Raw genomic sequence first — 19,284 nt, forward strand, 5'->3', positions numbered from 1 at the left:
GGTGCGGGAGGTGACCGGTCGGCCCTCACCGCCCGGCCCGCCACCCCGCCTCACCCCCGCCCCCCGCCTCCTTGCCCCGGGCACCGCTCCGGAAGCCGGGGCGCCGCTCCGGAACGGGTTCACCGCTCCAGGACGAGTGCGATCCCCTGTCCGACGCCGATGCAGAGCGCCGCCATGCCGGTTCCCGATCCGGCCGCCGCCAGCTGGTGGGCCACCGACCCGGCCAGCCGGGCGCCCGAGGCGCCGAGCGGGTGGCCGATCGCGAGGGCGCCGCCGCGCGGGTTGACCACCGCCGGGTCGAGCTCCGGCCAGGCCGCCAGGCAGCCCAGCGCCTGCGCGGCGAACGCCTCGTTGAGTTCGAAGGCGGCGAGGTCGCCGAGGCTGCGGCCGGCCTTGTCCAGCGCCCTCCCGACGGCCTCCACCGGGCCCAGGCCGAAGAGCTGCGGCTCGATCCCGGTGACCGCCGAGGCGCTGATCCGTGCGAGCGGCTCCCGTCCGGTGGCCGCCAGGCCCGCCTCGTCGGTCAGCAGCAGGGCGGCGGCGCCGTCGTTGAGCGGGGAGGAGTTCCCGGCGGTGACCGTGCCCGTCCCGTCCGTCCGGAACGCGGGCTTCAGCCGGGCCAGCGCCTCGGGCGTGGAGCCCTCGCGGACCGACTCGTCCCGTACGAGGTCCACGCCCGCGTAAGGGACGACCTCGGCGTCGTACGCGCCGGCCGCCCAGGCCGCCGCGGCCCGGCGGTGGCTCTCCAGTGCGAAGGCGTCCTGTGCCTCGCGGGTGATGCCGTGCTTGTCGGCGACGAGTTCGGCTCCCTCGCCGAGGGAGCCCGTCCACTGCCCGGGCATGCGGGGGTTGGTCATGCGCCAGCCGAGGGTGGTGGACCACAGCTGCTGGTGGGCGGCGGGGAAGGCCCGTCCGGGCTTCTCGACGACCCAGGGGGCGCGGCTCATCGACTCGACGCCGCCCGCTAGGGCGACGGAGGCGTCGCCGAGGGCGATGGCCCGGGCGGCCTGCACCACGGCTTCGAGCCCCGACCCGCAGAGCCGGTTGACGGTGACCCCGGGGACGGTCACGGGCAGTCCCGCGAGGAGCACCGCCATGCGGGCCACGTCCCGGTTGTCCTCGCCCGCGCCGTTGGCGTCGCCGAAGACCACGTCGTCGATGCGGGCCGGGTCGAGGGCGGGCGTACGGTCCACCAGCGCGCGGACCACGTGCGCGGCCAGGTCGTCGGGCCGGACCCCGGCGAGGGCGCCGCCGAACTTTCCGATCGGGGTGCGGACGGCGTCGACCACGTAGACGTCGCGGACGGTGCGGGTGCTCATGGGACTCTCCTGGGCCTGTCCGTTCGTGCGGCGGGGCCCCGGTGCCGGTGTCGGCGCCGGGGTGTGTCGCCGGGTGCGCCCGGTGGGGCGCGGACGCAGTCTCGGTCCGCCCGTCACCGCCTGTCAACGGCTTCCGGGGGCGGGACCGGTCCTTGGCTCCGCGCGGGCCGGACCCGCGCGCCCGCGACGGCCCGCGCGGCCCGTCCGCCGGGTCGGGCCGCCGGGGTCGGGCCCCGGGGTCAGGCCGATTCGCGGGGGACGACGACCGCCGCCGGGACGCGCAGCCCTTCGTCCTGGAGGGCCCGCATCAGCAGTACCGCGTACTCGTCGTCGTACGCGAAGACCGCGCCGAGTCCGAGCGACGGCCAGCGGGCCGCCGGCGGCGCGGCCGACTCCTCGGTACCGGCCGTCGGGAGCTCCGTCACCTCGGCCCCCGCCACCGAGCGGGCGCCCGCCGGCCGGGGCTGGGAGAAGAACTCCAGCCCCTGCTCCACGGGGACGACCACGCCGATCCGGCGGCTCCGCGGATGGCCGGAATCGGATCGCCCGGCCGGGGCGGCGGCCTCGTTGTCCGTCATCTCCGCCGTCGTCCGCGCCGTCCGCGTCCGCCGTCCACACCCGTCGTCCGCGCCGTCCGCGCGCGTCCCGGCCCGCCGGCGCGGTGGCCTTGGCCTTGGCGGGGCCGTGGACCGGGGGCCCGGGACGCATCGTCGGAGAGGGGCCGGGCCGGGGCCCGGACCGGTCGTGTGATCCCTGTCCGGTCCGCGTGCACCGGATCTCCAGCCGTTCGCGACCGTCCGTCCCTAGCGTCTTGTCCACCGAGCGGCAGGGGAGGTCCCGGTGTCGGATTCCTCAGCCTCCACAGGTGCGGTGGTCCCGGCGGCCTCGGGCGCCGCCGGGCCCCCCGGTCCGCCCGGAACCCCCGCGCGCACGGGCCGGGAGTGGCGGGCCACCCGTTCGGTGGAAGGGGCGCCGGGCTCAGCACCGGGTCCCGGCGGCGACGCCCCGTACCGGCCGGAGGCGCGGTGGGTGCGGTACGGCGCGGTGTGTCCCGGCGGCGCCCTCCGCTGCCGTCCCGTCACTCCGCACCACGGGAGCCATTCGCCTGGAATGGCCGGGTTTGCTCACATATTCTGATTCCGGCCTCGGCCGCCGCCCGGATACGGGAGCACAGGAATGCCCGGACCGGGGGCGGGTAGGCACGGGTGATGTCACGGCCGACGACAGGAGACGAGGACCCGCTCATGTCACAGGACTCACCTGCTCCGCATCCCACGTCCACTTCCACGTCCGCCCCGCCCGCCCCACCCACCTCGGGCGTCCACCCCGGCGCACCGGAATCTCCCACCCCCTCCGTCGCACCCACCCAGCCCGGCCCCGGAGACCCGCCGCCGCCCTCGATCACCGAGACCCAGGCCGAGGAACTGATCCGCGGCATCTGTTTCAAGACGGGCCCGCCCCGTCTCCTCGGCGCCGAACTCGAATGGCTGGTGCTGGACGCCGAGGACCCCGGACGGCCCGTCCCACCCGAGCGGCTCGCCCTCGCGCACGAGGCGGCCCGCGCCCTGTCCCTGAACTCCCTGCTCACCGCCGAACCCGGCGGGCAGCTGGAGCTCAGCTCCGCCCCGGCCGCCTCCCTCACCGGCTGCCTGGACGGCCTCCAGGCCGACCTGGCCGCCGTCCGGGGGGTCCTGCGCGCCCAGGGCCTGGTCCTGCACGGCCGCGGCCAGGACACCCGGCTCCCCTACCGCCGGCTGCTGACCAGCCCCCGGTACGAGGCGATGGAACGTTTCCTCGACCGCACCGGCCCCGCCGGGCGCACCATGATGCGTTCCTCCGCCTCGGTGCAGGTCTGCGTGGACGCCGGACAGGAGGAGCCGGGTCCGGCCGGTCACGGCCGGCGCTGGCGCCTCGCCCACCTGCTGGGCGCGGTCCTGGTCGCCTCCTTCGCCAACTCCCCCGGCCGCGAGGGCCCGTACGCCGGGTGGCGCTGTGCCCGCCAGGGGCTGTGGGACGACATAGACCGCAGACGCTCACTGGCCCCGCCGCTGGAGGCCGAGCCCCGGTCCGCGTGGACCCGGCAGGCCCTGGACACCGAGGTGATGTGCGTACGGTCGCGGGGCGACGGGCCGTGGGCGGTCCCGCGCGGGATGACCTTCCGTGACTGGCTGCGCTCCGGCGGCCCCCGGCCGCCCACCGCCGAGGACCTCGACTACCACCTGACCACGCTCTTCCCGCCGGTCCGGCCGCGCGGCCACCTGGAGCTGCGGATGATCGACGCGCAGCCCGGCGACGACGGCTGGCTGGTCCCGGTGGCGGTCGTCCACGCGCTGTTCGACGACCCGGAGGCGTCGGAGACCGCGTACCGGGTGACGAAGGCGCTGGCCGACAGCTACGGCACCGAGCCCGCCCCGCGCAACCCGCTCTGGCGCTCCGCCGCCCGGCACGGCCTGGCCGATCCCGAGCTGCGGACGGCGGCCACCGCCTGTTTCCGGGCCGCCGTCGAGGCGCTGCCCCGGCTCGGCGCGGGCGCGCACGTCAGGGACACGGTCGGCGCCTTCGCCGAGCGCTTCGTCCGCCGGGGCCGCTGTCCGGCCGACGAGCACACCGGGCGGGAGCCGCTCGGCGGGCGGGACGTGCGCCCGTGACCACCGCATCCCGTCCGGGCACCCCGCCGGACCTGCGCGAACGTGCCGTGGCGGCCCTGACCGCCGCCCGCGCCCGCACCGCCGCCCTCACCGACCCGGTGAGCGACGGGGACCTGACCGCGCAGCACTCCCCGCTGATGTCCCCGCTGGTCTGGGACCTGGCCCACATCGGGAACATGGAGGAGCTGTGGCTGCTGCGCCGGGTGGCCGGGCGCGCGTCCCTGCGTCCCGAGATCGATCCGCTCTACGACGCCTTCGAACACCCCCGCTCCGAGCGGCCGAAGCTGCCGCTGCTGGGGCCCGGGGAGGCCCGCCGGTACGCCGCCGAGGTGCGCGGGCGGGTCTTCGACCTGCTGGAGCACACCCCGCTGGAGGGCACCGAGCTGCTCGACTCCGGCTATGTCTTCGGGATGATCGCCCAGCACGAGCAGCAGCACGACGAGACGATGCTGATCACCCATCAGCTCCGGCCGGGCGCCCCGGTGCTGACCGCGCCGGAGCCGGACCCCCCGCAGGGCCCCCCGCCGCCGGCCGCCGAGGTCCTCGTCCCCGGCGGCCCGTTCACGATGGGGACCTCCGCCGAACCCTGGTCGCTGGACAACGAACGGCCCGCGCACGTGCGGGAGACCGTACCGTTCCGGATGGACACGGCGCCGGTGACCAACGCCGCGTACCAGGCGTTCATCGCGGACGGCGGCTACCACGAGCCCCGCTGGTGGGCGGCGCCCGGCTGGGAGCAGATCCGGGCGCACTCCATCGAGGCCCCGCTCTTCTGGTACCGGGAGGGACCGACGGGTGACGGCTGGCTGCGGCGCCGCTTCGGGGTGACCGAGCCGGTGCCGGGCGGGGAACCCGTCCTCCACGTGAGCTGGTACGAGGCGGACGCCTACGCCCGCTGGGCGGGGCGCCGGCTGCCCACGGAGGCGGAGTGGGAGAAGGCCGCCCGGTACGACCCGGTGACCGGCCGCTCGGCCCGCTACCCGTGGGGCGACGCGGACCCCACCCCCGACCGCGCCAACCTCGGCCAGCGCCATCTGCGCCCGGCCCCCGCGGGCAGTTACCCGGCCGGGGCCTCGCCGCTCGGCGTGCGCCAGCTGATCGGCGACGTGTGGGAGTGGACCTCCTCCGACTTCCTGCCGTACCCGGGGTTCCGGGCCTTCCCGTACCGCGAGTACTCGGAGGTCTTCTTCGGGCCGGAGCACAAGGTGCTGCGGGGCGGTTCCTTCGCGGTGGACCCGGTGGCCTGCCGGGGCACCTTCCGCAACTGGGACCTGCCGGTGCGCCGGCAGATCTTCTCCGGGTTCCGGACCGCGAGGGACCTCTGATGTGCCGTCATCTTGCCTATCTGGGACCGGTGGTGGCGCTCGGTCAGCTCCTGTCGGAGCCGGAGCACTCGCTGGTGCGGCAGTCCTGGCTGCCGCGCCGGCAGCGGTACGGGACGGTCAACGCGGACGGCTTCGGCGTGGGCTGGTACGCGCAGGGCGACCCGGTGCCCGCCCGCTACCGGCGGGCCGGGCCGGTCTGGGGCGACCTGAACCTCGTCGATCTCGCCCGCGTGGTGCGCTCCGGGTCCGTGCTGGCCGCCGTACGGGACGCCACGCTGGCCGGTGCGGACGGGGAGGCCGCCGCCGCGCCGTTCACGGCCGGGCCCTGGCTGTTCAGCCACAACGGCTCGGTACGGGGCTGGCCGGAGGCGGCGGCCCCGGTCGCGGCCGGACTGGCGGCCGGGGAGCTGCTCCAGCTGGCCGCGCGCACGGATTCGGCGCTGGTCTGGGCGCTGGTCCTGCACCGCCTGCGCGCCGGGGAACAGCTCGGCGCCGCCCTGGCCGGGGCGGTGCGGGAGCTGGCCGAGGCGGCTCCCGGCTCCCGGCTCAACCTGCTGCTGACCGACGGGACCGCGATCGCCGCGACGGCCTGGGGCGACTCGCTCTGGTACCTCGCCGACGCGGCGGCCCCGCGCACGGTGGTGGCGTCCGAGCCCTACGACGACGACCCCCGCTGGCGCGAGGTGCCCGACCGGACCTTGCTGACCGCCACCCGTACGCGGGTCGAGCTGACCCCGCTGGGGGAGAAGGAGCACCGTGAGTGACTTCCAGTTGACCCGGACGCTCGACGAGCACGCGGCGGACGCGGCGCTGCGCGCGGACGTGCGGGACGGGCTGACCCGCACCCCCAAGTCGCTGCCGCCCAAGTGGTTCTACGACGCCCGGGGCAGTGAACTCTTCGAGGAGATCACCCGGCTGCCGGAGTACTATCCGACGCGCGCCGAGCGGGAGATCCTGCTGGAGCGGGCCCGGGAGATCGCCTCGGTGAGCGGGGCCCGGACCTTGGTGGAGCTGGGTTCCGGTTCCTCGGAGAAGACCCGGCACCTCATCGAGGCGCTGCCCGCGCTGGACACCTACGTCCCGGTGGACGTGAGCGAGAGCGCGCTACGGGGAGCGGCGGCGACGCTGCTGGCGGACCGGCCGGGGCTGCGGGTGCACGCGCTGGTGGCCGATTTCACCAGGGCCCTGAAGCTGCCGGACTCCCCCGGGCCGCGCCTGGTGGTCTTCCTCGGCGGCACGATCGGGAACCTGCTGCCGCCGGAGCGCGCCGTGTTCCTGGCGGCGGTGCGGGCGATGCTGTCGCCCGGGGACGGGCTGCTGCTGGGGACCGACCTGGTGAAGGAGGAATCGGTCCTGGTGGCGGCGTACGACGACGCCCAGGGGGTGACGGCCGAGTTCAACCGGAACGTCCTGGCCGTCATCGACCGGGAGCTGGGCGGGAACTTCCGCACCGCCGATTTCGCGCACGTGGCGGTGTGGAACCGGGAACAGGAGTGGATCGAGATGCGGCTGCGGGCCCGCGCGCGGGCGCTGGTGAAGATCCGGGCGCTGGACCTGGTGGTGCCGTTCGCGGCGGGCGAGGAGATCCTGACGGAGATCTCCGCGAAGTTCCGCCAGGAGGGCGTGCGCCGGGAACTGGCCTCCGCCGGGCTGGAGCTGACCCACTGGTGGACGGACGCGGAGGAACGTTTCGCCCTGTCCTTGTCGGTCGCGGACGGACGGACGAGGTGACGGCGCGACGAGGTGAGGCGTGACGGCGTGACGCGCCGAGCCTGGTGCCCCGGCGGCGTCGCCGTCGTCGGGGCCCCGCGCACGGGCACCCGCGCCGCCTCAGCGGGCGCCCGCCGGTCCGGGCGGCGGGTCGGCGGACCTCCAGGGCGACAGACCGGACCGCCAGGCCGCCGGGCTCAGCGGTCAGCGGGTCAGCGGTCGGAGCTGAGCACCCGGCTGATCGTGTCGGAGGCGGTCTTGGCCGCCTGCTTGGGGTCCTGGCCGGAGAGCACGGCCGTCATGAACGGCTTGATCGGGTTGTCGGCCTCGATCTCGGCCCAGCGGGCGGAGTTCGGGGTGGCCCGGCCCTGGGCGGCGCTGGCGGCCATGCTCGCGGCGCCCTCGTTGCCCTCGACCACGTGCGCGAGCGTGGTCTTGTTCGGGACGTAACTCATCGAGCGGGCCAGCTCGGTCTGCCACTTCTCGCTGTTCAGGGCCGTGATCACATCGACGGCGCCGGCCCGCTGCTTCGTTCTCTCGGGGATGATCAGGTCGGAGCCCCCGGTGAGGACCGCGCCCGCCTTGTCGGAAGTCTTGCCCGGTATCGGGAAGAAGCCGAGCTTTCCCTTCAGTGCGGGGTTGGCCGCCTCGATCTCGGCGACCTGGCCGGGCGGGGCGATGATCTGGGCGACGTCGCCGCGGGCGAAGACCTTGGCCTGCGAGGGCGTCTCCTCGTCGGCGTCCTTCGGACCGTTGCCGAGGGCCTGCAACTGCTTGTAGAACTCCATGCCGGCCAGCGCCTTGTCCTCGTCGAGCGCGCCGACCCACTGGCCACTGGTCTCGACCGCGAGTTCACCGCCCTCGTCCCAGACGAAACCGGCCAGGACGTACCAGTTCTGGCCCGCGAGGTAGATGCCCTGCTGGTCTCCCTTGTCGAGCTTCTGGGTGGCCTGGACCCAGTCCTGGCGGTTCTTGGGGAGCGCCTTGACCCCGGCGTCGGCGAAGAGGTCCTTGTTGTAGATCACCACGCGGTTGGCGGCGTACCACGGGACACCGTACTGGGCCCCGTTGAGACTGCCCGGGTCGGAAAGCCCCTTGAGCCAGTCCTTGCTGCCCCACTCGCGCAGCCCCTCCAGGGTGAGTTCGGAGAGGCCGCCGGTCTCGATGTACTGGGCGACCTGGGTGTTGCCGACCTCGATGACGTCGGCGCTCTCCTTGCTCTTGCCTTCGAGGACGGCGTTGACCTTGTCGCCGATACCCGTCCACTCCTGGATCTTGACTTCCAGGTCGATGCCGGGGTGTTCTTTCTCGAACGAGGTGGTGAACTTGGTGATGAAGTCGTCTGACGCGCTGCCTTTCATCAGCCACAGCGTCACCTTCTGCGACCCTCCGTCCGAGCCGGCCAACTGGCTGCAGCCAGTGAGGGCGGCCGAGGCCGCGAGAGCGGTACACACGGCAAGGAAACGCATCTTCACTTAATTCACCTTCTGGGGATTGATCTCAGATGGCTTGAAATTGGCATAGACCAAACACGCAGGTCAAGGGCCCTCCGCTGTGGATTGTTCACACAAAGTTCGCGGAGCAGGACTTACTGGGGCACCGTGGAACAAGGTATTGACCCACACCACCTGGAAAGCCCCCGCCGAACCACACATATCGGGCGTCCGAGATCATCGACACCTCGCGGGAGGGAATCGATCAAGCCATCCGTAACGGGATCACCCGGGCCGACCGCACCGCGGCGTCGGCAGCCGGGTCCTCGCTGTCCGGCGGAACCGCCACGCTACCGAGGCAGGCCCCCCGGCGACGAGGTCGTGGGTGCGGTCGAGGGTGCGGTCAAGGACGCCACCGTCTCCGGTGCCGTGCGCCGTGAACCTTACCGACCGCCCCCTCCCCCGGCAGGTGAACGGTCGAACCGAAGCTATGAGTATGCGTATGAGTATGAGCGGGAGGCACGGTCGACTGGTATCCGACGGGAATCAGGAGAGGCGCTCGGCGCCCGCGACCACCAGCGCCACGTCCACGCGCTCGAAGGCCACGAGAACGTGGACGTGAAGGCCCGGGAGGCCTCGTGGTCCCACCGGAGCAGGCCGGCGACGCTCGCGAAGCGGCAACTGCGGACGCGCTGAACCAGGAGACCTGGAGCGAGAAGGCGGCGTCACGGGCAACGACGGCCACTCGCCGCGGAGCGGGCTGGTGCCGCGTCAGGCGACGTTCGCCCGTCAAGGAGCGGCGTCCGGTACGTGGTCCCGGTGCGTGGTCCCGGTACGTCGGCCGGACGTCCTCGTACTGCTCGTCTAGGACCCGTCGGTCTCTTCCAGCCGGAATCCGACCTTCATACCCACCTGGTAGTGGGCCACCGCGCCGTCCTCGATGTGGCCGCGAATCTGGGTCACTTCGAACCAGTCCACTTTGCGGAGCTTCTGAGTGAAGCGAGAGACGCCGTTCTTGATCGCGTCGTCCACGCTGAGGGGTGAGGACCCGACGATCTCTTCGACCTTGTACGTGTGGTTCGACATGGACCTCTCCTCATGTGGGTCTCTGAACCACCATGCATCAGGGATGGCGTGCCCGCACCACGGAGACAGGGGGACCTCTCCCGGGCGAAAGGGCGGCCGGTCGGTCGGCACGCGCCGACGGTCCTTCCGGCCGCGCAGTCATGATCGTTCCGGGAGCGGTAGCTCGATCGGATGGCTTCGTCCCGGACTCCGCGTCTTCCTCGCGGTCGGCGCGTAGGACATACGGCTAGTGCTGTGACCGGAAAGGTTCACCGGCCCTCGACGCCCGGCACGGCGCCTCGCCGCGTTGTCGGACCACGCAAGTACGTCCAGTACAAGCCGTGACCCTCCGCCTTGCGATCCACCGCACCGGACGCCGCGGGCCTACCGGCAAACCTTTCCGGTCACAGCACTAGGGGAATCGGCGACCGACACCAGAAGAAGGATGTCGAAGCGGCACTCAAGAGGGCGGAGGCAGCGGGCCCCGAAGCCCCCGGCATTCCCGTCCGTCCGGGGTGCTGGGGCCCGACAGGCGAGGAGTGGGGAGTGACCTCCGGTCCCGGACCCCGGACCGGACGCACCGGACCCCACCGGACCCACCCGCCCCGGTGTACCGGAGTACCGGACCCGCCGGGAACCTCAGGTGCGGCCCTCGCCCTCCTGGGCGTGCTTGAGTTCCGGCGCCTCCGCCGCCCAGTCCGCCAGGACCACCGGGAACCCCTCCGCGCGGGCGGCCCGGCAGACGAGTTCGTCGTCGTCCACGAACCTCCGTACCTCCCGCCCCCGGGCGATCCGCCGCAGCACCTCCAGCTTGGTGGTCCGGGCGGGCCGCCGGTCCCGGTCCCCGCGCATCCACAGCCGGCCCTCGGGCAGCCCGTGCCGGGTGAGCCACTCCACCGTGTCCGCCCGGCACCGCTCCGGACGCCCGGTCAGGTACACCACCTCGCACCCGGCCGCGCTCTCCACCGCCAGCGCCACCCCGCGCGCGAGCGGCGGATCGGCCGGGGCCGCGCCGAAGAAGCCGTCCCAGTCCCGGGGCCGGTGCTCCAGGAAGTGCTGGCGGTGGCCGGTGTCGGCCAGGGTGTTGTCGATGTCGAAGACGGCCAGTGGCAGAGGGGGCTCGATCGGGCTCATGCCGTCAGGGTAGGCGCCGCTCGAAGCCCGGCGGAGCCCCGGTGGCGCACGGGCGGAGCGGGGACCGGGCGCGGACCGGACAGGGGCGGACCGGGGCCGGACCGGGGAATCCCCACGGGTCCGGGGCGTTGAGAACGGTGTGATCCGAAAACTCTCGATACTCGACCGGTCCCGCACCCGCGAGGGGTACGGAGCCCCGCAGGCCCTGCGCGACACCGTGGAGCTGGCCCGCGCCGCCGAGCAGCTCGGCTACCACCGCTTCTGGGTCTCCGAGCACCACAGCGTGCCCGGGGTCGCCGGTTCCGCCCCGACCGTGCTGGCGGCGGCCGTCGCCGCCGCGACCGGGCGCATCCGGGTCGGCACCGGCGGTGTGATGCTCCCCAACCACCAGCCGCTGGTGGTCGCGGAGCAGTTCGGGGTCCTGGAGTCGCTGTTCCCCGGCCGGATCGACATGGGGCTCGGCCGGTCCGTCGGCTTCACCGACGGCATCCGGCGGGCCCTGGGGCGCGGCACCGGGGACGCCGACCGGTTCGAGGAGCAGCTGACCGAGCTGCTGGGCTGGCTGGACGGCACCCAGCGGGCCCATCCCGAGGTCCACGCCCGGCCCGCCGAGGGGCTGCGGATACCGGCGTACGTGCTCGCCACCGGCTCGGGCGCGGGGATCGCCGCCCGCGCCGGGCTGCCGATGGTGGTGGGGGACCTGCGTACGCGCGGCCGGGTCGTGGAGGCCGTCGAGCGGTACCGCGCGCAGTTCCGGCCGTCCGCCCTGGGCGCGGAGCCGTACGTCGTCGTCTCCGGGACGGTCGCGGTCGCCGCCACCGCGGAGGCCGCCCGGCGCGTCCTGGTGCCGGAGGCGTGGTCCATGGCGTACTCCCGTACCCACGGCAGCTTCCCGCCGCTGCGTCCGGCCGAGGAGATCGAGGCCATGGCCATGACCCCGAAGGAGCGGGAGCGGTACGAGGACGCCCTGGCCGGGCACATCCACGGCACCGGGGAAGAGGTCGCGGCGGAGCTGGCCGGGGTCGCCGCGGCGACCGGCGCGGACGAACTGCTGGTCACCACCTCCACCCACGACCGGGCGGCGCTGCTGGACTCCTTCACCCGGCTGGCCCGGATCACGGGCACCGCGCCCACGCCCACGACCGCGCCCTCCGCCACCGGAGCCGGGGCCCAGGCCCTGCGATAGGACGGGGTGTCCTACGCGTCGCCGGGCAGCAGGCGCTGCGGCAGTTCGTGGAAGCTCCAGGCGCCCTCGCGGCGGGTGAAGGTCCAGACGAGGTCGTAGCGGTCGGGCCAGTCGGCGGGGACGCCGACGAGCTGGTGGGCGCCGAGGGCCCGGACCAGGCGGGGGATGCCGGGGGGCTCCCAGCAGACGAGGACGGGGGTCGGGGCGGTGAGCACGGCGTGGGCCAGGGCCGGTTCGGCTCCGGTGGCGAACTCGGTGCGGACGGGGACGCGCAGGGCGGTGGCCAGTGCCTCCACGGTCTGTGCGCACCGTGCGGGGGCGGTGGTCCTGCCGCCCGGGGCGGCGGCGAAGATCCGCTCGGGGCGCGGCAGCGAGGCGCCGCCGCTCGGCGCGAAGAGGCGGTGCAGTTCCTCGGCCCGGCGCCATCCCCGGCCCGCGAGGAACCCGGGGTCCTCGTTGCCGTCCTCGTCCTCGCCGATGTCGCCCGTGTACGGCTTCTCCGCGTGCCGGACGACCATGACCAGGGCGTCCTTGACCGCGCCCGGCGGGCCGGGCGCGGGGCGCCGGGGCGCTTCCTCGGCGGCGCAGCCGGCCGCCGCGAGCGGGGCGAGGGCGGCGGCCAGCACGGTGCGGCGGCGCGGTCCGGACCCGTCGGGGGCTTCTGGCATGGGGCCACTGTCGCCGACGGCCCGGACCGTTCCGGGCGCGGCACGGCGTGCCGCCCGCACGAACACCCGGTCGGCCCATCCGATCATCCGGTCGGGCCGGAAGTCCGGCCCGTGGGCGGCAGGGGCGGGACCGTACCGGCGGCGCTCGGGGCCGTACGGGTCACTTCTTCCGGACGGCCCGCAGCCACTCCTTGTTCATCGCGGCGATCGACGGCAGCGGTATGCCCTTGGGGCAGGCCGTGGCGCACTCGCCGGTCAGGGTGCAGCCGCCGAAGCCCTCCTCGTCCATCCGGGCCACCATGTCCAGTACCCGGGTCTCGCGCTCCGGCGAGCCCTGCGGCAGCACGTTGAGGTGGTTGATCTTGGCGGCGGTGAAGAGCATCGCGGAGCCGTTGGGGCAGGCCGCCACGCACGCTCCGCAGCCTATGCACTGCGCGTGCTCGAAGGCGTGGTCGGCGTCGGTCTTGGGCACGGCGGTGGCGTGCGCCTCGGGGGCCGCTCCGGTGGGGGCGGTGATGTAGCCGCCGGCCTGGATGATCCGGTCGAAGGCGCTGCGGTCGACGACGAGGTCCTTGACCACCGGGAAGGCCGCGGCCCGCCAGGGTTCGACGTCGACGGTGTCGCCGTCGGTGAAGGAGCGCAGGTGGAGCTGGCAGGTGGTGGTGGGTTCCGGGCCGTGGGCGTCGCCGTTGATGACGAGGCTGCACGCGCCGCAGATGCCCTCGCGGCAGTCGTGGTCGAAGGCCACCGGGTCCTCGCCGCGCAGGATGAGGTCCTCGTTGAGGGTGTCGAGCAGTTCCAGGAAGGACATGTCCCGCGAGACGCCGTCGATCTCGTAGGTGGCCATGGCGCCGGGGGCGGCGGCGCCGGGCTGGCGCCAGACGCGCAGGGTGAGCTTCATGCGTAGCTCCGCTGGGTGGGGTGGACGGAGGCGAAGGCGAGGTCTTCCCGGTGCAGGACGGGGGCGGCCCCGGTGGCGGTGAACTCCCAGACGGCGGCGTACGAGAACTGCTCGTCGCGGCGTTCGGCCTCGCCGTCCGGGGTCTGGGACTCCTCGCGGAAGTGGCCGCCGCAGGACTCGGTGCGGTGGAGCGCGTCGAGGCACATCAGCTCGGCGAGTTCGAGGTAGTCCACGATGCGGTTGGCCTTCTCCAGACACTGGTTGAACTCCTCTCCCCGGCCGGGCACCTTGACGCGCCGCCAGAACTCCTCCCGGATCTCGGGGATGCGGGCCAGCGCCTTGCGCAGACCGGCGTCGGTGCGGGCCATCCCGCAGTACTCCCACAGGAGCGCGCCGATCTCCCGGTGGAAGGAGTCGGGGGTGCGGTCGCCGTCGGTGGCGAGGAGGCGCGCGAGGCGGTCGCGGGTCTGTGCCAGGGCGGCCCCGGCCTCGGGGTGGGTGTCGTCGACCGGCTCCCGGTGGGGGTGGCGGGCGAGGTAGTCGTTGAGGGTGGCGGGGAGGACGAAGTAGCCGTCGGCGAGGCCCTGCATCAGCGCGGAGGCGCCGAGGCGGTTGGCGCCGTGGTCGGAGAAGTTGGCCTCGCCGATCGCGAAGAGGCCGGGAACGGTGGTCTGGAGGTCGTAGTCGACCCAGAGACCGCCCATCGTGTAGTGGACGGCGGGGTAGATCCGCATGGGGACCTCGTACGGGTTCTCGGCGGTGATCCGCTCGTACATCTCGAAGAGGTTGCCGTACTTCTCGGCGACCTGCTCCTTGCCCGTGCGGCGGACGGCGTCGGCGAAGTCGAGGTAGACGCCCTGGCCGCCGGGGCCGACGCCGCGGCCTTCGTCGCAGACGTTCTTGGCGGCGCGGGAGGCGATGTCGCGGGGGACGAGGTTGCCGAAGGAGGGGTAGATCCGCTCCAGGTAGTAGTCGCGTTCCGCCTCGGGGATGCCGGCCGGGGGACGGGTGTCGCCCTGGGCCCTGGGGACCCAGATACGGCCGTCGTTGCGCAGGGACTCGCTCATCAGGGTGAGTTTGGACCGGTGCTCGCCGGTGCGCGGGATGCAGGTGGGGTGGATCTGGGTGAAGCAGGGGTTGGCGAAGTGGGCGCCGCGCCGGTGTGCCCGCCAGATGGCGGTGGCGTTGGAGTTCATGGCGTTGGTGGAGAGGTGGAAGACGTTGCCGTAGCCGCCGGAGGCGAGGACGACGGCGTCGGCGTAGTGGGTGGAGATCTCTCCGGTGACCAGGTCACGGGCGACGATGCCGCGGGCCGTCCCGTCCACCACGATCAGGTCGAGCATCTCGGTGCGGGCGTGCATCTCGATGTTCCCGGCGGCGATCTGGCGGGAGAGGGCCTGGTAGGCGCCGAGGAGGAGTTGCTGGCCGGTCTGGCCGCGGGCGTAGAAGGTGCGGGAGACCTGGACGCCGCCGAAGGAACGGGTGTCGAGGAGGCCGCCGTACTCCCGGGCGAAGGGCACTCCCTGGGCCACGCACTGGTCGATGATCTCCACGGAGATCTGGGCGAGGCGGTGGACGTTGGACTCGCGGGCGCGGAAGTCGCCGCCCTTGACGGTGTCGTAGAAGAGGCGGTGCACCGAGTCGCCGTCGTTGCGGTAGTTCTTGGCGGCGTTGATGCCGCCCTGGGCGGCGATGGAGTGGGCGCGGCGCGGGGAGTCGGAGAAGCAGAACTGGACGACGTGGTAGCCCTGTTCGGCGAGGGTCGCGCCCGCCGAGCCGCCGGCCAGGCCGGTGCCGACGACGATGACGGTGTGTGTGCGGCGGTTGGCGGGGTTGACGAGCCGGGCCTCGAAGCGGCGGCGGTCCCAGCGTTCGGCGATCGGGCCCTCGGGGGCCTTGGTGTCGGCGATCGGGTCGCCGGTGACGTAGTGCGCGTAGTGCGCGTACGGGTTGTGTTCGCTCATGGTCAGCTCACCACTCCGGTCATGACGGCGACGGGGACGGAGACGAACCCGGCGAAGAGGACGAGGGCCAGCGCGTCGGCCAGGAACTTCAGGGTCCGCCCGCGCCGGGCGGTGCCCGCGCCGAGGGTCTGGGCGGCGCTCCAGAACCCGTGGCGCACGTGGAGTGCGAGCGCGGTCATCGCCACGAGGTAGATGGTGTTGCCGTACCAGGTGGAGAAGGTGGCGAGGACGTTCTCGTACGGATGCCCGGCCCAGGCGCGCTCGTTGACGGTGAGCGTGGTGAGGTCCAGGAGGTGCCAGACGATGAAGAGGGCGAGGATGACGCCGCCCCAGCGCATCGTGCGGGTGGCGTAGGTGGCGCGGCGGCGCTTGTGGACGTACGCGACCGGGCGGGCCCTGATGTCCCGCCGGCTGAGCTGGTAGGCGCAGACGGCGTGCGCGACGACCGCGACGACCAGCACCACGCGGACGGTCCACAGGGCCCACTCGTGGTGGAGGAAGGGCGCGCCGAGGGTGCGCAGCCAGTGCGCGTAGCCGTTGAACTCCTCCGGGCCGAAGAAGATCTTGAGGTTTCCGAGCATGTGCGCGACGAGGTAGCCGAGCATGATCAGGCCGGAGACCGCCATGACGGCCTTCTTGCCGAGGGAGGAGTCCCAGAGCGTGCGCGTGGTGGAGGGCCGTCGGTCCGTCCGCGTTGCCAGAGCCATGCCGTCGACGGTAGGGACGAAGGACCTGAAAGGTCCAAGACATGGTGGAGCTGATCTCGATAGGCTGTGTCTATTCATGGGGTTATCCTGGGTCGATGCAGTTCCAGCAGCTCGTCTACTTCGTGGCCGTCGCCGAGACCCGGCACTTCACCCGGGCCGCCGAGCGGGTCCATGTGGCCCAGCCCTCGCTCTCGCAGCAGATCAAGGCACTCGAACGGGAACTGGGGGCCGAACTGTTCAGCCGCGCCCGGGGCAACATCGCGCTCACCGACGCGGGCGAGACGCTGCTCCCGCTGGCCCGGCGCATCCTGGCGGACGCGGACACCGCCCGGGTGGCGGTGCAGGAGCTGGCGCGGCTCCGGCGCGGCCGGGTCCGGCTGGGCGCCACACCGAGCGTGTGCACGGGCCTGCTCCCCGGTGTGCTCCGCGCCTTCCACACGGCACACCCCGGTATCGAGCTGCTGATCGAGGAGAGCGGCTCGCTGGACCTCGTACGGGAACTCGCGCGCGGAGCCCTGGACCTGGCCCTGATCGCCCTGCCCCTGCCGCCCTCGGCCCCGTCGCTGACCACGGTGGAGCTGCTGACGGAGGACCTGGTGGTGGTCTCCTCGGCGGAGCTGCCCGCGCCGGGCGGTGGCGGTGAGCTGACCGTCTCGGGGCTGCGCGACGAGCCGATGGTGATGTTCCGCCACGGCTACGACCTGCGGGAGCTGACCGTGACGGCCTGCCGCGCGGAGGGCTTCGAGCCGGTGTTCACCGTGGAGGGCGGGGAGATGGACGCGGTCCTGGGCTTCGTCCGCGCCGGGCTCGGGGTCGCGGTGGTCCCGGCGATGGTCGTCGCCCACGCCGGACCGGGCCTGCGGGCCACCCCCCTGGCGGGCTCCCCCCTGCGGCGCACGATCGCCCTGGCCCACCGCAGCGACGTGGCCCCGCCGCGCGCGGCCCGCGAACTCCAGCGCGTCCTGACGGGCTGACCGGGCCGGGGCCCGGCCCGGTCGGCCCCGGGTGTCAGGAGGCGGAGGGCAGCGCGTCCGAGAGGCAGAGGGCGTGAATCCGGTCGGCGGCGCCGGGGCGGGCGTAGTACCAGCCCTGGGCGGTGTCGCAGCCGAGATCACGCAGCTGGGCCGCCTGGGCGCCGGTCTCCACGCCCTCGACCGTGACGGCGAGTTCAAGGCTGTGGGCCAGGGCGACGATGCCCTCCACGATCTTGACGTCGACCGGGTCGGCGGGCTGCTGCTGCATCCCCTGGGTGAAGGAGCGGTCGAGTTTCAGGACACTGACCGGGAGGCGGCGCAGGTTGGCCAGGTTCGAGTAGCCCGTGCCGAAGTCGTCGAGCGCGATGTCCACCCCCAGGGCGGCCAGCCGGCGCAGCGGTTCCAGGAGTTCGTCGTCCGCGCCGATCAGGGCCGACTCGGTCACCTCCAGGCAGAGCGCGCCCGGGGCCAGGCCCGATTTCTCCAGCACCGCCACGGTGTCGGCGACCAGACCGGGGTGGTGGAGCTGGGTCGGCGAGAGGTTCACGTTGATCCGCAGGGCCACACCGCCCCGTTCGCGCTGCCAGGCGCGGGCCTGGCGGACGGACTCCTCCAGGACCCAGCGGCCGAGCGGCACGATCAGTCCGGTCCGTTCGGCGAGCGGGATGAAGCGGTCCGGGCCGAGCACCCCGTGCTGCGGGTGCGACCAGCGCACCAGTGCCTCGGCGCCGTGCACGCTGCCGTCGTGCATGTGCACCAGCGGCTGGTACTCGATGAAGAACTCGCCGCGTTCCAGCGCCGCGGGCAGGGCGTTGGTCAGGCCGTGGCGGGTGATGGCGCGGGCGTCGGCCTCGGCGTCGGCGAACTCGAAGCGGTTGCCGCCCGCCGCCTTGGCCCGGTACATCGTGATGTCGGCGCTGCGCAGCACCTCTGCCGGGGTGCGCTCCTTGGCCCGGCCCTCGACGATGCCGATGCTGCCCCGGACCGTCAGTTCCCGGCCCTCCAGCCGGATCGGCGTGGACAGGGCGGACAGGATGCGCACGGCGAGGTCGCTCGCCTTCTCCTCGGACTCCGGGCCGGTGGTGAGCGCCACGAACTCGTCGCCGCCGAGCCGTGCGATCACCTCGCCGGGTCCGGTGGCGCAGCTCTGGAGCCGGTCGGCGACCTCCACCAGCAGCCGGTCCCCCGCCGAGTGGCCGAGGCTGTCGTTGACCGCCTTGAACCCGTCGAGGTCCAGGTAGCACAGGCCGAAGCGGTCGCCTCCGGCCCCGCCCAGGGCCTTCTCCAGCCGCTCGAAGAAGAGCGTCCGGTTCGGCAGGCCGGTCAGCGCGTCGTGGGTGGCCTCGTAACGGAGGCGCAGGTTCAGCAGCCGCCGTTCGGTGGTGTCCTCCATCAGGGCCAGCTGGTACTGCGGCGCCCCCTCGGCGTCGCGCAGCAGCGACACCGTCAGGTTGGTCCAGAGCACGGTGCCGTCGTGCCGGTAGTACGGCTTCTCCGCGCGGTAGTGCTCGCGCTCGCCGCGCACCAGTTCGCCGTACATCTTCCAGACGTGCGGGGTGTCGTCGGGGTGGCTCCACTGGCTGACGTTGCGGCCCCGGACGTGGCCCTCCAGGCCGCCGAACATCCGCAGCAGCGTGTCGTTGGCCTCCAGGACGTTGCCGTCCAGGTCGGCGATGCCGATGCCGACGGCCGCGCCCTCGAAGACCGCCCGGAACCGTGCCTCGCTCGCGTGCAGGGCCTGTTGGGCGTCGATGCGGGCGGTCAGCGCGGAGCGGGCGATGGCCTCCTGCTCCTTGAGGGTCCGCTCGCGCAGGGCCCGTGCGAACCCCGCCGCGATCCCGTGCTGGAGCCGGGCGCACCGGGACCGGTACTCCTCGGTGCTCTCCCCGGCCCGGTCTTCGGGACCGCAGTAGAGCACCAGGTAGGACTCGACGACCCCGAGGGTGCCGGCCAGGGCCTCCGGGTCGGTGCAGTGCACGGCGACGAGTTCCGCGCCCACCCGCTGGGCGGCCGAGGCGTCGAAGGGCCGGGCGTGCAGGGCGGCGGAGAGCGTCCGGGTGAGCGGTACGAGGTGGCGCTCGAACTCGGTGCGGGTCAGTGAGGTCGCGGTGACCGGGAAGATCGCCCGCCCCCAGATGGTCGCGAAGCGGCCGATCCGGTCCTCCAGAGCACACTGCGGGGCCGTCGCGGGGGCCGTCGCGGGGGCCGTCTCAAGGGCCGGTACCGGCCCGGGTTCCGGCGCCGGTGCGG

At 73.5% G+C, this 19,284-nt stretch carries 15 protein-coding genes and 2 pseudogenes; 7 read left to right on the top strand and 10 right to left on the bottom strand.

The genetic code is table 11. The features are described from left to right. Positions 1-119: 119 nt before the first annotated feature. Positions 120-1,319 carry a thiolase family protein gene (locus ACIA5F_RS07325; RefSeq protein ID WP_399350101.1) on the bottom strand — a complete coding sequence of 400 codons (1,200 nt, stop codon included), beginning with the start codon at positions 1,317-1,319 and terminating at the stop codon, positions 120-122. A gap of 260 nt (positions 1,320-1,579) precedes the next feature. Beyond that, positions 1,580-1,837, bottom strand: a pseudogene (locus ACIA5F_RS07330) (substrate-binding domain-containing protein); the annotation flags it as partial. Between the two features lie 726 nt (positions 1,838-2,563). Here ACIA5F_RS07330 and egtA point away from each other — a divergent pair. Genes egtA through egtD form a run of 4 tightly spaced genes read left to right on the top strand, consistent with a single transcriptional unit; the run spans position 2,564 to position 7,023 of the window. After that, on the top strand, positions 2,564-3,967 hold the full coding sequence (gene egtA / locus ACIA5F_RS07335) for an ergothioneine biosynthesis glutamate--cysteine ligase EgtA (RefSeq protein ID WP_399350103.1): 1,404 nt from the start codon (positions 2,564-2,566) through the stop codon (positions 3,965-3,967). Further along, a complete protein-coding gene (egtB, locus tag ACIA5F_RS07340; RefSeq protein WP_399350105.1) occupies positions 3,964-5,292 on the top strand; it encodes an ergothioneine biosynthesis protein EgtB in 1,329 nt (442 codons plus the stop codon). Before egtA ends, egtB begins: the two co-directional genes overlap by 4 nt. Then, positions 5,292-6,056 carry an ergothioneine biosynthesis protein EgtC gene (gene egtC, locus ACIA5F_RS07345; RefSeq protein ID WP_399350107.1) on the top strand — a complete coding sequence of 255 codons (765 nt, stop codon included), beginning with the start codon at positions 5,292-5,294 and terminating at the stop codon, positions 6,054-6,056. Before egtB ends, egtC begins: the two co-directional genes overlap by 1 nt. Beyond that, positions 6,049-7,023, top strand: coding sequence for an L-histidine N(alpha)-methyltransferase (gene egtD / locus ACIA5F_RS07350; RefSeq protein ID WP_399350109.1), 975 nt, complete (start codon positions 6,049-6,051; stop codon positions 7,021-7,023). Before egtC ends, egtD begins: the two co-directional genes overlap by 8 nt. Positions 7,024-7,214: 191 nt before the next feature. Here egtD and ACIA5F_RS07355 read toward each other — a convergent pair whose 3' ends face one another. Further along, a complete protein-coding gene (locus ACIA5F_RS07355) occupies positions 7,215-8,477 on the bottom strand; it encodes an extracellular solute-binding protein (RefSeq protein WP_399350111.1) in 1,263 nt (420 codons plus the stop codon). A gap of 170 nt (positions 8,478-8,647) precedes the next feature. Here ACIA5F_RS07355 and ACIA5F_RS07360 point away from each other — a divergent pair. Then, positions 8,648-8,740, top strand: a pseudogene (locus tag ACIA5F_RS07360) (dodecin domain-containing protein); the annotation flags it as partial. 559 nt (positions 8,741-9,299) lie between these two features. Here the strand turns inward: ACIA5F_RS07360 and ACIA5F_RS07365 are convergent. Together ACIA5F_RS07365 and ACIA5F_RS07370 are read right to left on the bottom strand one after the other, a co-directional pair. Next, positions 9,300-9,521, bottom strand: coding sequence for a dodecin (locus ACIA5F_RS07365; RefSeq protein WP_399350113.1), 222 nt, complete (start codon positions 9,519-9,521; stop codon positions 9,300-9,302). Positions 9,522-10,139: 618 nt separating this feature from the next. Then, positions 10,140-10,634 carry an HAD family acid phosphatase gene (locus ACIA5F_RS07370; protein ID WP_399350115.1) on the bottom strand — a complete coding sequence of 165 codons (495 nt, stop codon included), beginning with the start codon at positions 10,632-10,634 and terminating at the stop codon, positions 10,140-10,142. A 139-nt stretch (positions 10,635-10,773) separates the two neighbouring features. Here ACIA5F_RS07370 and ACIA5F_RS07375 point away from each other — a divergent pair, with 139 nt between their 5' ends. Next, the gene (locus tag ACIA5F_RS07375; RefSeq protein WP_399350117.1) at positions 10,774-11,820 is read left to right on the top strand and encodes an MsnO8 family LLM class oxidoreductase; all 1,047 of its coding nucleotides are present in this window, start codon (positions 10,774-10,776) and stop codon (positions 11,818-11,820) included. An 11-nt stretch (positions 11,821-11,831) separates the two neighbouring features. Here ACIA5F_RS07375 and ACIA5F_RS07380 read toward each other — a convergent pair whose 3' ends face one another. The 4 genes from ACIA5F_RS07380 to ACIA5F_RS07395 all read right to left on the bottom strand — a co-directional run bounded on the left by ACIA5F_RS07380 (position 11,832) and on the right by ACIA5F_RS07395 (position 16,060). Next, a complete protein-coding gene (locus ACIA5F_RS07380; RefSeq protein WP_399350119.1) occupies positions 11,832-12,488 on the bottom strand; it encodes a hypothetical protein in 657 nt (218 codons plus the stop codon). Between the two features lie 160 nt (positions 12,489-12,648). Then, a complete protein-coding gene (locus ACIA5F_RS07385) occupies positions 12,649-13,389 on the bottom strand; it encodes a succinate dehydrogenase/fumarate reductase iron-sulfur subunit (RefSeq protein WP_399350121.1) in 741 nt (246 codons plus the stop codon). Next, entirely contained in the window at positions 13,386-15,353 is a 1,968-nt protein-coding gene (locus ACIA5F_RS07390; protein WP_399350123.1) for a fumarate reductase/succinate dehydrogenase flavoprotein subunit, read from the bottom strand. The genes ACIA5F_RS07385 and ACIA5F_RS07390 overlap by 4 nt, the downstream gene beginning before the upstream one ends. A 2-nt stretch (positions 15,354-15,355) precedes the next feature. After that, entirely contained in the window at positions 15,356-16,060 is a 705-nt protein-coding gene (locus ACIA5F_RS07395; protein WP_399350125.1) for a succinate dehydrogenase cytochrome b subunit, read from the bottom strand. Between the two features lie 95 nt (positions 16,061-16,155). Between ACIA5F_RS07395 and ACIA5F_RS07400 the strand changes: the two genes are divergently transcribed. After that, positions 16,156-17,034, top strand: a complete 879-nt coding sequence (locus ACIA5F_RS07400; RefSeq protein WP_399350127.1) for a LysR family transcriptional regulator — start codon at positions 16,156-16,158, stop codon at positions 17,032-17,034. 34 nt (positions 17,035-17,068) lie between these two features. On the opposite strand, the gene ACIA5F_RS07405 is transcribed toward ACIA5F_RS07400, so the two are convergent. Beyond that, positions 17,069-19,201: a putative bifunctional diguanylate cyclase/phosphodiesterase gene (locus ACIA5F_RS07405; protein WP_399350247.1), complete on the bottom strand. Its 2,133-nt coding sequence runs from the start codon at positions 19,199-19,201 to the stop codon at positions 17,069-17,071. Positions 19,202-19,284: the final 83 nt, after the last annotated feature.

This window comes from Streptomyces sp. NPDC051567 (assembly GCF_044454165.1).
In the GTDB taxonomy this organism is placed as follows: Bacteria; Actinomycetota; Actinomycetes; order Streptomycetales; family Streptomycetaceae; genus Streptomyces.

Bases quoted from the DNA above. Each gene is read 5' to 3' on its own strand.
- ACIA5F_RS07325 (WP_399350101.1), bottom strand. From the start codon at position 1,319: ATGAGCACCCGCACCGTCCGCGACGTCTACGTGGTCGACGCCGTCCGC.
- egtA (WP_399350103.1), top strand. From the start codon at position 2,564: ATGTCACAGGACTCACCTGCTCCGCATCCCACGTCCACTTCCACGTCC.
- egtC (WP_399350107.1), top strand. From the start codon at position 5,292: ATGTGCCGTCATCTTGCCTATCTGGGACCGGTGGTGGCGCTCGGTCAG.
- ACIA5F_RS07365 (WP_399350113.1), bottom strand. From the start codon at position 9,521: ATGTCGAACCACACGTACAAGGTCGAAGAGATCGTCGGGTCCTCACCC.
- ACIA5F_RS07370 (WP_399350115.1), bottom strand. From the start codon at position 10,634: ATGAGCCCGATCGAGCCCCCTCTGCCACTGGCCGTCTTCGACATCGAC.
- ACIA5F_RS07380 (WP_399350119.1), bottom strand. From the start codon at position 12,488: ATGCCAGAAGCCCCCGACGGGTCCGGACCGCGCCGCCGCACCGTGCTG.
- ACIA5F_RS07385 (WP_399350121.1), bottom strand. From the start codon at position 13,389: ATGAAGCTCACCCTGCGCGTCTGGCGCCAGCCCGGCGCCGCCGCCCCC.
- ACIA5F_RS07390 (WP_399350123.1), bottom strand. From the start codon at position 15,353: ATGAGCGAACACAACCCGTACGCGCACTACGCGCACTACGTCACCGGC.
- ACIA5F_RS07395 (WP_399350125.1), bottom strand. From the start codon at position 16,060: ATGGCTCTGGCAACGCGGACGGACCGACGGCCCTCCACCACGCGCACG.
- ACIA5F_RS07400 (WP_399350127.1), top strand. From the start codon at position 16,156: ATGCAGTTCCAGCAGCTCGTCTACTTCGTGGCCGTCGCCGAGACCCGG.